Source organism: Clostridium tertium, from assembly GCF_902652255.1.
Taxonomy (GTDB): domain Bacteria; phylum Bacillota; class Clostridia; order Clostridiales; family Clostridiaceae; genus Clostridium; species Clostridium tertium_A.
The window spans coordinates 62,183-74,557 of record NZ_CACRTO010000020.1; the positions used below are offsets into that span (position 1 = coordinate 62,183).

The following is a 12,375-nucleotide window of genomic DNA, read 5'->3' on the forward strand; positions in this document are numbered from 1 at the left end:
TATTATGGTCTATATTGCTGAGAAATTTTTGTTACTGTACCATTCTTTATATCGAACCATACCATTAGCCCATAGTTAGAATCATTGAGATACTTAGTATTCATTGCAGAAAATTCATCTAAAGAAACAGGTACTTCATCTCCAGATTTTAATTCTGATTTTTCTGGAAAAAAATTATGGGCGCATAAATAATAAGAGGTATTATTATCAACTAAATAAGTGGAAATAGTATTATAATTATTTCTAATATAAATTGGATCAGGTATAAAGTATTCTTTTCTTTCTTCGTCATATCCAGCTTTATTATCTTTTATAGCTTCAGGTAAAGCTTCATATCCTAAATAGAGTTCTATTAAATCAACATATAGATAAGTCTTTCCATTCTCAGTTTTAATATTTTTTAAGAAACCATATTGTCTTTCGTAAGAATTTTCTAAGACAGTAAGATCTAATACTGCATTTCTTCCATACTCCTCGTTATATCCTTGAAAAGTGAAAGTTCCTATATTGGCTGTATCTACTACTTGGTTTTCCCAAGATACTGGAATATTAACTTGTTCACCTGAAATCATAGTGGAAACTTCTTGAGGCAATGAATAATTGCTATTTTGATATACTGAAGTTTGAATGTTTATTTTTTCAAATTTGTCAGATATATCTTTTAATACAGATTTCATATTTTCAACATCCACATTATTTGTAACAGCAGTTTTAATAAAATAATAAGCTTCATCTGTCTTATCTACAGATAAGTATTTATCTTTTATTCTTAGGTACATTTCCTTATTAGTCTTATCTAAATTAACTGCTTTAATGAATTCTTCTTTTGCTTCCTCAAATTTTCCTTCATCGATAAGTTTCTCACCATCTGTTATTGCACTTAAAACTTCACTTTCTTCTAAAGCAATTTCAGTTTGAGTATCTTCTGATATAGTTATTTTTTTAGTAGAATTATTACAAGAGACAAATAACAAGGGAACTAAAATAATAGATGATATTAATATTTCTATTAGCTTTTTTCTTATCATAATAAAACCTCCTTCTAATTTTTATCTTTGATTTTATTATATAAGGCAATATTTTCTAAAGATAATAATAATATTTCCAAGATGTTTCCAAATCAAAAGTTAAGATTTTTTTTTATATACACGATATTATAAGTAATATAGATGATAATATGAGGTGAAATTATGCCAGGAATTTTTAATGTTGGTAACTCCTATAATATAAATAATAAAAGAATAAGTAGTAAGATGACTTTCGATACTGGGGAGAGATTTTCAGGGAAGATAGTAAAGAAAGATGGAAAAGAAGCAGTTATAAAGTTAGTAGATGGTTGGGAATTTGAAGCGGAGATAGATGGAGATATAGACTCATTAAGCAAAGGCTTTCATAGATTTGAAGTTGAAGGTTTTGAAGAAGGAAAACTTAAACTAAAAATAGTAGCTAAAAATATAGATATAGAAGATTTAGGTTCTGGAGACTTTGAAAATATAATAACGAAAGAAGGACTTAGTAAAGAGAATATTGATCTACTAAAGTCTATGGTTAAATTCAATATACCTTTAACTAGAGAAAATATTAAGGAGCTTCAAGCACTAGGACAATTTTTAGATAAGATTAATCTTAATGAAAGTGAAATAGATGAGTTTATTTCAAAGTACCTAGAGACAAAGGGAATATCCCCTGAAAGTACAGAAGGAAATAAGGTAAGTGCTGAACTTAAAGAATTCCTAAATGTTTTTAAAACCTTAAGTAAGGAAGATTTACTATTATTATTTGAAAATAATATAGAGATTACAAAGGACAATATTAAGGCATACAATAATGTTTTTAAAGGAGATAATAGTATATTAAAGGTTCTTAATAATATTCAAGGAGAAGCTACGTTTTTAAAGGAAGCTTTAGCGAATAATATGGGTATAAGTATGGAAGAACTTAATGAACTATTATCACAATCAGCAATAGAGTTACAAGGAGAGTATGAAGGTGATTTATTGGGGAAGGATAACAATTTATTAGAAAAAATTAATTCCAATTTAGAAAAAACAGTGACATTAGATAGTAATATAGAAAACTCTATTGAAGGTAATGAATTATTAAGTAAGGCTAATAATGAAAATCAAAATGAAGGTAAAAGTATAAATAAAGCATTAAATGCCTTATATCAAAAATCAGAAACTCAAAGTTCTAAGGTAAGCTTATTATCAATTTTAAAATCAATTTCTGGTCAAACAGAGGATTATTTAAATTTAAGCTTAAGAGATATACTATTGAATAGAAGAGCATCTTTTACAAGTGCTGAGTTTGATAGGTTATCAAATTTAATAAATAACCTAAAGCCAGAGGAGTTCATAAATAACCTTAAGTCAGTTATTGCTGAATACAATGAAATAGGAGAAAATTCATTAATAGATAATTTCAGTAGCTATGTTAATAAATCTAATAATGAAGCATTAGGAATTACTAATGCTTTAGAGTTTACTAAGGGAGAAGCTGAAACTGTATTATCTAATCTTATGGGCAAAGGGATAACTTTAACAGAAGAGGAGTTTACTAAGTTAACAGATGGGATAAACTTAAAATATCAAGAAATAGTTGAAAAAGAGGAGTCACTTAAAAGTCAGTTAAATGATTCTAATATTAATGCAAAAGATATAAAAGCAGCTGGAACTAAAAATAATGATGAAGTTTTAAATAGTTTAAATAGTATTAAATCTGGAACAGAAGATTTAAATTCAAAACTTCTAAGCAAGGATATAATTAAATCATCTATTAATAATACTGGAGAAGCTGGTAAAGAAATAATAAAAGACATTATAAATTCTATAAAAAATGAAAATATTTTATCAGATAAGATTATTGAAGTTATTAAAAATAATATAAATGAAATAAAATTATTTAATAAGTTAAGTACAGAATATTATTATGCAGATATTCCAGTTAAGGTTAGGGAAAATGAATACCCATGTAAGATTATAGTTAAGGATAAAAGAAAAGATAGTAAAAAAATTGATAGTACAAATATTAAAATGGTAATAACTATAGATACGAAGAATTTAGGCATAGTAGATGGGTATATGAAAGTTTTAGATAAAAAAATAGATATTGATTTAAAATGTGAAGAGAAATTTGTTAAAATAATAGATATGGCAAAAAACAAATTAATATCCAATATAGAAACTATGGGATTTTTAGTAGATGTAAGGGTTGATAAGAAAGTTGAAGAAGTTTCATTAACTACATGTAGGGATTTCTTTAATCCTGACTCTGGAATTTCATTAGATAGAAGGGTTTAAGAAATAATTTAAATTAATTAATTTAGAAAAAAGAATTTATATAGATATATGAAAAAGGAACAATATAATAGAAAGGTAAGTAAAACAGGGGGATATAATGAAGTGGAGTAAAAAGGCAGCAGCCTTGAAATATGAAGAGAATTTAATAGCTCCAATAGTTACTGCAAGTGGAATTGGACATATTGCAGATAAAATAGTTGAAAAAGCAGAAGAAAATGATGTTCCTATAGTGTATAATAAGGAATTGACAGATTTACTTTGCAATGTAGATGTTGGTGAATATATACCAGCGGATATTTATGAAGCGGTAGCACATATAATTGCATATATTACAGATTTAGATAGCTAGCGCTAAATGAAGAATGAAAAATTAAGAATGAAAAATTAAAGAAAAAACTCCTTTAGGAGTTTTGAAAAGTAATTAATTTTAGTAATTCTGTAAGAATTACATAAATAATTCTTCATTTTTCATTTTTAATTTTAAATTTTAGAAAGGTGAGTTAAATTAATGGCTTTATACGCTATTTCAGATCTTCATCTTGCTAATGCAGCAGATAAGCCTATGGATATATTTGGAGATAAGTGGCTTAAGCATGATGAAAAGATACAGGAAAATTGGACTAATAAAATTACAGAAAATGATATGGTATTGATTGCAGGAGATATATCTTGGTCAATGAGATCAAATGATAGTAAGGTAGATTTAGATTGGATTAATTCATTACCTGGCAAAAAGATTATATCAAAAGGTAACCATGACTATTGGTGGGGTGGAATATCAAAGCTTAATAATATGTATGAAGATATGAAGTTCCTACAAAATAACTTCTACATATATGAAGATTATGCTATTTGTGGTTCAAGAGGATGGATACTTGAAGGAACAGATAGATTTACTGAAAAAGATAAGAAGATATTTGATAGGGAATTAATAAGATTAAGACTATCTTTAGATAAGGCAAAAGAAGCTGGATATGAGAAGTTTATAGTTATGATTCATTATCCACCACTAAATGATAAGGGGCAACCATCTGCCTTCACAGAATTATTTAAAGAATATGGAGTGGAAAAGGTGATTTATGGTCATTTACATGGACCATCATTAAATACTGCCTTTTCAGGAGACTTTGAAGGAACTGAATATATAATAACTTCTTGCGATTATTTAAATTTTGATCCTATAAAAATACTTTAGGATTAATAAAGAATGAAATAATTAATAATGAAAAAATAATTTAAGAAACTCAGGAAAGCTGAGTTTCTTTTTTTAGTTAATTTAATAAGTATGTAAGTCTACCAACAATATTTTAAACAAAGAAATACGTAGATAGTAGATTATTTATAAAATTTTTTAGGTAAGAAAAGTAAAATTAATATAAGTATAAAAACTAGTATAAATATATCCCATAGACCAGTTATTACAGCAATTATAGATAAAGCAAAAATAGCTAATTGTAAAACTTTAACTTCTCTTCTTTTTTCATATTTAAATTTCATTTTATACAGCCGTTCTATATATATTATAGATAATATTAATAAGGTTAGAATTATTATAGTGTCCATTTTACACCCCGTAAATACATTATATTACAATTATATCATGTATCTCACATAATTAAGGGATTTATTTAAGTAGAAGTTTTTTAATAACAATTAATAGTAAATAAATATATAATGGTATATAATAGGGAGGAAAATATTTACTTTTAAATAAGGTGGGTTTAATATGATTAATTTATTATTTCAGATAGTTATTTTATTAGTTGTAGTATTTGGATTAGTTATGATAGTTAAAGATAACAAGTTAGTTAATAAAAGAAAAGAAGAGAGTAAAAATAATATAACAAAGAAAGATAAAAGGAGTGCCTATATTATTATTCTTAGTACCATAATTGGATATTACATATTAAGTTACTTATTAGATTTAGATATCCTAAATTTTATCACCTTTAGAAAAAATGGCAGTACTTTTAGCTTTATAGGTCTTATTTTGTTAATAGTTACATCTTTAATCATAAGCTTTATTTATGAAAATATTAAAAGAAAAATTCAAATATATAAAAGATAAGGGCTATCAAAAGATAGCCCTTAATTAATAATTAAAAATAAATAAAATAGAAATTAATTTTATTCCAATTATAAGAAAAAGGTGTATTTCATTAATGTGAAATACACCTTTTTATATTGGATATTTCTAGATGTTACAGAGGAGATTATTAGTGAAATTAGAAAAAAACATGTTAAAATTTTAATTTACTATTGAAAATGGATATCATTTAGGCTATACTATCAAATGTAATTATCATGTATAAATGAGTATCAATATCAATTAAGTGAGGAGAAGATATTATGATGATCAATAAAAGGCTAATAAACTTATGTAGCCAATCGAAAAAGTATATCGGACTAACTATACTAGTAAACTGGCTTGCAATCATTTGCAACATAATAATTGTTTTTCTTATTGGACAGTTTATTAATAAAGTTTACACTGGTGAATTAACTTATATAAATCTCAATTCAATTTTAAAACCAGGAATTATTATAGTTATTCTTTTAACTATAAGATTTATTTCTAATATCTTATATGCGAAGTTTTCAAATTTAGCTTCATCAGAGGCTAGGACAACTTTAAGAGAACTTGTATATAAAAAATTACTTAGACTTGGTACAGGATATAGCAGTGTAGAAAGTACATCTTCAATAGTCCAAGTAATGGTAGAAGGAGTAGAGCAGTTAGAAATATACTTTGGGAAATATCTACCTCAATTCTTCTATTCTTTATTAGTACCAGTTACATTATTTATTTTTATGAGCTTTGTATCTTTTAAAGCGGCATTAGTATTCATACTTTCAGTACCTCTTATTCCTATTTCTATTATTGCAATAATGAAGATTGCAAAGAGGATTTTAAAGGATTACTGGAAAAGCTATTCAGACCTAGGTGGAAGCTTCTTAGAGAACCTTCAAGGACTTACTACATTAAAGGTTTTCGATATAGATGAAGAAAGACATGAAAAGATGAATGTTGAAGCTGAGAAGTTTAGAAAAATTACTATGAAGGTTTTAAGTATGCAGTTAAATTCTATTACAATAATGGATTTAGTTGCATTTGGAGGAGCAGCTCTTGGAACTATAGTAGCATTAATTCAATTTAGTAATGGTGATTTACTTCCAGGAAGTTTACTTATAGTAATACTTTTATCTTCAGAATTCTTTATACCACTTAGACTTTTAGGATCTTACTTCCATATAGCTATGAATGGTATGGCAGCATCAGATAGAATCTTTGGGATTCTAGATGCTAAGGAAAGAGAAAAAGCGGTAGATAATTCTATAAAGAAAATTAAGGATGATATTAATATAAGTCTTAAAAATGTTACTTTCAGCTATGATGGAGAAAGAGAAGTTGTTAAGGATGTTAATATGGAAATAACACCAAAGGGAATAGTTGCAATAGTTGGAGAAAGTGGTTCTGGAAAGAGTACTATAGCTTCAATAATCCTAAATAACCACAAAGTTAATAAAGGACAAGTTCTATTAAACTCAAAAGATATTGAAAACTTAGATTCAAATCTTATATATGAAAATATAGCTTTAATATCAACTAATAGCTATATATTTAATGGAAGTATATTAGATAACCTTTTAGTAGGTAAAAAGGATGCCACTACAGAAGAAATAAATGAAGCCTTAAAAGTATCAAGATTAGATAGTTTTATAGAAGGCTTAAAAGATAAATTAAATACTAACGTGGGTGAGGCTGGAAGTGCCTTATCTGGAGGCCAAAAGCAAAGATTAGCTCTAGCTAGAGCAATACTTGCAGATAGAAAGATGATAATATTTGATGAAGCTACATCAAATATAGATGTAGAAAGTGAAGAAGCTATATGGGAAGCTATATATGAACTTTCTAAGGATAAGACTATATTAGTTATATCTCATAGATTAGCTAATGTTAAAGAAGCTAAAAGCATATATGTTATGAATAAGGGAGCTTTAGTAGAAGAAGGAACTCATAATGAGTTAATGAAGGCTGAAGGATATTATAGTAACATGGTTAATAAACAAAATGAATTAGAAGAAATTAGGGAGGTTTGTTAATATGAAAAGAAGATCAGGCTTCCAAATAATGAAGAGGTTAATAGTTGAACTAAAACCTTTAGCACCAATAATGTTAATAACAATATCTCTAGGAGTTTTAGGATTTCTAGCAGCTATTTCTATTGCTGCTTTTGGAGCAGTTGCTTTAGGGGCTTATATTGGAGATATAACTTTTGTATCCTTCAAAGGAGCATTAATAGTTATGGCAGTTTCAGCCATACTTAGAGGATTTCTAAGATATGGAGAGCAATTATCAGGTCACTATATAGCTTTTAAGATTTTATATATTCTAAGAGATAAAATTTTTACAGTATTAAGAAAGCTTGCACCAGCTAAGCTTGAAGGCAAGGAAAAAGGAAACTTAATAGCATTAATAACTTCTGATATAGAGCTTTTAGAAGTATTTTATGCTCATACAATAGCACCAATTTCAATAGCAATTATAACAAACTCTATAATAGCTATAGTATTATTTACAATAAGCCCTATCTTTGGAGTAATTGCAGCTATATTTTATTTAATAATTGGTTTTGTAATTCCATATGCATCTTCAAGTTTTGCTAAAGAAGCAGGCGTAAATTACAGAAATGCCTTTGGAGAAAGTAATAACTATGTTTTAGATTCTTTAAGAGGCTTAAAAGAAGTATTACTATTTAAAAATGGTGAAAAAAGATTAGAAAAAATAAAAGAAAATTCAGCTAAGTTAAATAAAAGCTTAGATAAGATAAAAGAACATGAAGGAATAATAAGAGCTTTAACAGATCTTACAATTATGATAGCAATATTAACTTTTGTAGTTCTAGGAATTCACAAGTTCTTATCAGGAGATATTACATTTACAGCTGCAATAGTAGCTATAGTAGTAATTGCGTCTTCTTTTGGACTAGTAGTTGCCTTAAGTAATCTTTCAAACACATTACTTCAAACCTTTGCTTGTGCAGAGAGAATATTTGCGATTTTAGATGAAAATCCATTAGTTGAAGAAGTAGAAGGAAAAGCAGATATAAACTGTGAAGATATAAGATACAATAATGTAACATTCTCTTATCCAAACAGAAAAGAAACTATATTAGATGGAACTAATATCAATATTAAAAAAGGAGATAAGGTTGCATTAATAGGTGAAAGTGGAATAGGTAAGAGTACATTTATTAAGCTTATAATGAGATTCTTTGATGTAAATTCAGGGGATATAAAAATAGACAATATAAACATAAAAGAAGTTAATACAAAATCTTTAAGAAATACTCAAAGATTAGTAAGCCAAGAAACATTTTTATTTAATGAATCTATTAAAGAGAACATTAAGATAGGAAACAAAAATGCTACTGAAGAAGAAATTATAGAAGCATGCATAAAAGCATCAATTCATGATTTTATATTAACATTACCTAAAGGATATGATACTAAAGTTGGGGAACTTGGATCAAATCTATCTTCAGGAGAAAAACAAAGAATTGGACTAGCTAGAGCCTTCTTAAAAGATAGTGAAGTACTTATATTAGACGAACCAACAAGTAATTTAGATGCTCTAAATGAAGGGGAAATACTTAAGTCTATTAAGGAAAACTGCGAAGATAAAACTATAATTCTTATTTCACATAGAAAGTCTACAACTGCTATATGCGATAAGGTTTATAAATTAGAAAATAAGAAAATCGAACTAGCATAAGAAATAAGGTGCTGTTACACAATGAGAAATTAAGAATGAATAATGAAAAATTAATGAAAAAATTCCTTCAGGAGTTTTGAAAAGAAATTAATTTTAGTAATTATTTAAGAATTACATCAATAATTATTAAATTCTTCACTTTTAATTTTTAATTCTTAACTTGGGCTGTTTTAACGACAGCCCCTTATTTAAAAAGATACACTGATAATGATTATCAGTATCTATAAGGTGTTTTTAATATACACATTAATATATTTTATATGGAGCGTAGGAGTGAGATATATGACTAAAGTTGAAAGGGAAAAAAGAACTATTGAGCTTATGATAAATATTTATTGTAAGAAAAAACATAAGAATAAGGAGTTATGTGAGGAATGTAAAGAGCTATTAGAATATGCTCATAAAAGACTTAGCTATTGTAAATTCGGAGAAGAAAAAAGTACATGTGCTAAGTGTCCAATACATTGCTATAAGAAGGATATGAAAGAAAAAGTTAAAGAAGTTATGAGATTTTCAGGTCCGAGGCTACTTATATATAATCCAATAGAATTATTTAGACACATGACATATTAGTGAATTAACAATTAACAGTTAACATTTAATAATTAATAATTAAGGAAAAAACTTATAGGTGAGTTTTTAAGAACAGGGATTTTAGTTGATTTATTTTAAATCACTTCAATTTAATATTGGGATTTAGGTGTTTTAATTTAAATATTTCAATTTAGAGTGAATTTTTATCCAATTGATCCTTGAATTTTAAGCTGGTAATTCTTTAGGAGTTAGATAAATATTGAAAAATATTATCAAGGTTTTTTAGTTACTATTAGAAATAAATAAAAATCTATATGTGGAAAATTATTAAATAAAAAGGGGAATTATTATGAAGTCTATTAAAAAATATATCTATATAACAGTAGGTCTTATTGCAGTAGTATTAGGGGCTATAGGTGTAGCATTACCTATATTACCAACTACACCATTTCTATTACTTGCATCTTATTGTTTTGCAAGGGGCTCTGAAAGATTTAATAATTGGTTTATAAATACAAAGTTATATAAAAATCATTTAGAATCCTTTGTAAATGAAAGGGCAATGACATTGAAACAGAAAGTTACTTTATTAGCTTTTGCAGACTTTATGCTAGCCTTTCCGTTAATACTTATAGATAGCTTATTTATGAAGGGATTTATAGTAGTACTTATTTTATTTAAATTCTATTATTTTATCTTTAGAATAAAGACTATTTTGCCAGAAGAAAAAGCACTTAGAAAACTTAAAGAAGAACTATAAGTTGCAATAAAGTTTCTACATTTTATTAATTTATACTTCATATTAGAACGTTAAGAAATTGAAATAGCTTGACAACTTATATAAAAATTAAAAGATCGATGCTTTCAATTGATGTAGCTTACTTTAAAACATTTTTACTTAAAATAACATAAGTACTAAAAATGTAGATTACTTATTGAAACATATATAATTGGAGGAACTATGGAAAGAATATCATCAAATTTATTTATGTTAGCACTAATAATATATTATATACCAAAGCTTTTCAAAATAAGGAAGTTCAATTATAGAAAAGCTCATATTGCTATTGGTACTTTATCTGTAGCAACCATGTGCTTTGCTTTAATTCAAAAGATAGGAAGTGCAGATTTTATTAAATATATAGGTTTTACCTTAGTTATGCTATCCATTGGTATAACAGGATATTTATCAATAAAAAGGAGAGGTATATCTAGAAAACTTCATATAGTTAGTACTATTGGATTTTTTGTATATCTATTCTTAGTTGTAGCTGTTATAAAATAATTTTGTGACTTTGTTACAGTCAAAAAAGGCACTTAGGAATATACTTATATCATAATAGAATTTATGATTCGGAGGAATTCAAAATGAATAATATAAAAGTATATACAAGTAATACATGTCCATGGTGTACAAAGGTAAAGAACTACTTATCAAGTAATCACATTGGATATGAAGAGTTAAATGTTTCTTACGATAGACAAGCAGCTATGGAAATGGTAAATAAGAGTGGACAAAGAGGAGTTCCTGTTTTAGATATAAATGGGAATATAGTAGTTGGATTTGATAAGAGACAAATTGACTATTTATTAGGGCTTAAATAATATTAATATATAGGAAGTATTGATAAATAAAAGGAGTAAAGCTACAATTAAAGTAGTTTTACTTTTTTTATTTTAGAAAATTAGTAATTCAAATGAATTTTTATATGTAGGTGGAGTATGGATGTAATAAAAGAGATATGTAAGAGTTATCCGTTTTTAAAGGAATTTGATAAAGAATTACTAGATTTGTTTTCTGATAGAATAATATTAAATAATTATAAAGTTGGAGAAAGTGTATTTAATAACAAAGTAAGTTGCATAGGATTTTCTTTTATATTAGGAGGAAGGCTTAGAGTTTATAAGTTAGGTGATGATGGAAAAGAAATTACTCTTTATAGATTAGGAAAGGGGGACAACTGTTTTAATACTATTCTCTGCGCTTTAACAGAATCAGATGAAGTATCATTTGCTGAGGTAGAAGAAAACGCCTTAATAGCGATACTTCCAATGGATTTATTTAAGAAGTATCTGCTTAATAATACTGGCTTTTTAAAGTATATATTTAAGAATTTATATATTAAGTTTGAAGATGTTGTTGAAGGGTTACAGAAGGTTACCTTTGATAGTATAGAAAATAGAATAATAGATTATTTTAATACTACAATGTCTAACAATAATGGTAGTAAAATAATCTATACAACTCACGAAAGAATTGCTGCTGATATAGGATCTTCTAGGGAGGTAGTAAGCAGAAGTCTTAAGTCACTAGAGAAGAGGGGCATAGTAGAACTTGGAAGAGGAAAGATAAAAATTAAGAATTGGATTTACTAATCATCTTGACAAAATATTAACAATGTTTTAAAATTTGAATATAGTAATCAATTGATGTAAAATGGGAAAAAATAAATGAGGTGGTATGGTGGATAGTAATTACAAACAATACGAAGAAGTCGCAGAATTCTTAAAGGTATTAGCACACCCAGTAAGAATTTGTATAGTAAAAAACCTTTTAGAAAAGGGATGCTGCAATGTAACAAATATGCATAGCTGCTTAGGGATGCCTCAGTCAACTATTTCACAACATTTGCAAAAATTAAAAAGCATAGGAATTATTAAAGGGGAAAGAAATGGCCTTGAAATAGTTTATGAAGTAGTAGATAAAAGGGTAGAAGAAATAATTAAGGCTCTAATAATTGAAGAAAATTAATTGAGAAGAAGATA

At 26.7% G+C, this 12,375-nt stretch carries 14 protein-coding genes; 12 read left to right on the forward strand and 2 right to left on the reverse strand.

Features of this window, described 5'->3' with window-relative positions; translation table 11 throughout:
- Positions 1-2: 2 nt before the first annotated feature.
- The gene (locus tag GPX08_RS09215; RefSeq protein WP_156626522.1) at positions 3-1,028 is read right to left on the reverse strand and encodes a tetratricopeptide repeat protein; all 1,026 of its coding nucleotides are present in this window, start codon (positions 1,026-1,028) and stop codon (positions 3-5) included.
- A 162-nt stretch (positions 1,029-1,190) separates the two neighbouring features.
- Here GPX08_RS09215 and GPX08_RS09220 point away from each other — a divergent pair, with 162 nt between their 5' ends.
- From GPX08_RS09220 to GPX08_RS09230, 3 genes are all read left to right on the forward strand, one after another.
- Positions 1,191-3,299, forward strand: a complete 2,109-nt coding sequence (locus GPX08_RS09220) for a hypothetical protein (protein WP_156626523.1) — start codon at positions 1,191-1,193, stop codon at positions 3,297-3,299.
- A gap of 97 nt (positions 3,300-3,396) precedes the next feature.
- Positions 3,397-3,648: a flagellar biogenesis protein gene (locus GPX08_RS09225; RefSeq protein WP_156626524.1), complete on the forward strand. Its 252-nt coding sequence runs from the start codon at positions 3,397-3,399 to the stop codon at positions 3,646-3,648.
- Between the two features lie 159 nt (positions 3,649-3,807).
- Positions 3,808-4,494, forward strand: coding sequence for a serine/threonine protein phosphatase (locus tag GPX08_RS09230; protein WP_156626525.1), 687 nt, complete (start codon positions 3,808-3,810; stop codon positions 4,492-4,494).
- A gap of 140 nt (positions 4,495-4,634) precedes the next feature.
- On the opposite strand, the gene GPX08_RS09235 is transcribed toward GPX08_RS09230, so the two are convergent.
- Positions 4,635-4,862, reverse strand: coding sequence for a hypothetical protein (locus GPX08_RS09235; protein WP_156626526.1), 228 nt, complete (start codon positions 4,860-4,862; stop codon positions 4,635-4,637).
- A 163-nt stretch (positions 4,863-5,025) separates the two neighbouring features.
- Here GPX08_RS09235 and GPX08_RS09240 point away from each other — a divergent pair, with 163 nt between their 5' ends.
- The 9 genes from GPX08_RS09240 (at position 5,026) to GPX08_RS09280 (ending at position 12,361) form a co-directional block, all read left to right on the forward strand.
- Entirely contained in the window at positions 5,026-5,367 is a 342-nt protein-coding gene (locus tag GPX08_RS09240) for a hypothetical protein (RefSeq protein WP_156626527.1), read from the forward strand.
- A gap of 281 nt (positions 5,368-5,648) precedes the next feature.
- Positions 5,649-7,403: an ATP-binding cassette domain-containing protein gene (locus GPX08_RS09245; RefSeq protein WP_156626528.1), complete on the forward strand. Its 1,755-nt coding sequence runs from the start codon at positions 5,649-5,651 to the stop codon at positions 7,401-7,403.
- A gap of 1 nt (position 7,404) precedes the next feature.
- Positions 7,405-9,075 (forward strand): thiol reductant ABC exporter subunit CydC, encoded by a 1,671-nt coding sequence (cydC, locus tag GPX08_RS09250; protein WP_156626529.1) that lies wholly within the window; start codon positions 7,405-7,407, stop codon positions 9,073-9,075.
- A 282-nt stretch (positions 9,076-9,357) separates the two neighbouring features.
- Positions 9,358-9,648 carry a nitrous oxide-stimulated promoter family protein gene (locus tag GPX08_RS09255; protein ID WP_156626530.1) on the forward strand — a complete coding sequence of 97 codons (291 nt, stop codon included), beginning with the start codon at positions 9,358-9,360 and terminating at the stop codon, positions 9,646-9,648.
- 310 nt (positions 9,649-9,958) lie between these two features.
- Positions 9,959-10,369: a DUF454 family protein gene (locus tag GPX08_RS09260; RefSeq protein WP_156626531.1), complete on the forward strand. Its 411-nt coding sequence runs from the start codon at positions 9,959-9,961 to the stop codon at positions 10,367-10,369.
- A gap of 201 nt (positions 10,370-10,570) precedes the next feature.
- Positions 10,571-10,894: a hypothetical protein gene (locus tag GPX08_RS09265; protein ID WP_156626532.1), complete on the forward strand. Its 324-nt coding sequence runs from the start codon at positions 10,571-10,573 to the stop codon at positions 10,892-10,894.
- 83 nt (positions 10,895-10,977) lie between these two features.
- On the forward strand, positions 10,978-11,214 hold the full coding sequence (locus tag GPX08_RS09270) for an NrdH-redoxin (protein WP_156626533.1): 237 nt from the start codon (positions 10,978-10,980) through the stop codon (positions 11,212-11,214).
- Between the two features lie 117 nt (positions 11,215-11,331).
- Complete coding sequence (locus GPX08_RS09275; protein WP_156626534.1) at positions 11,332-11,985, forward strand: helix-turn-helix domain-containing protein; 654 nt, start codon at positions 11,332-11,334, stop codon at positions 11,983-11,985.
- An 88-nt stretch (positions 11,986-12,073) separates the two neighbouring features.
- A complete protein-coding gene (locus GPX08_RS09280; protein ID WP_156626729.1) occupies positions 12,074-12,361 on the forward strand; it encodes a metalloregulator ArsR/SmtB family transcription factor in 288 nt (95 codons plus the stop codon).
- Positions 12,362-12,375: the final 14 nt, after the last annotated feature.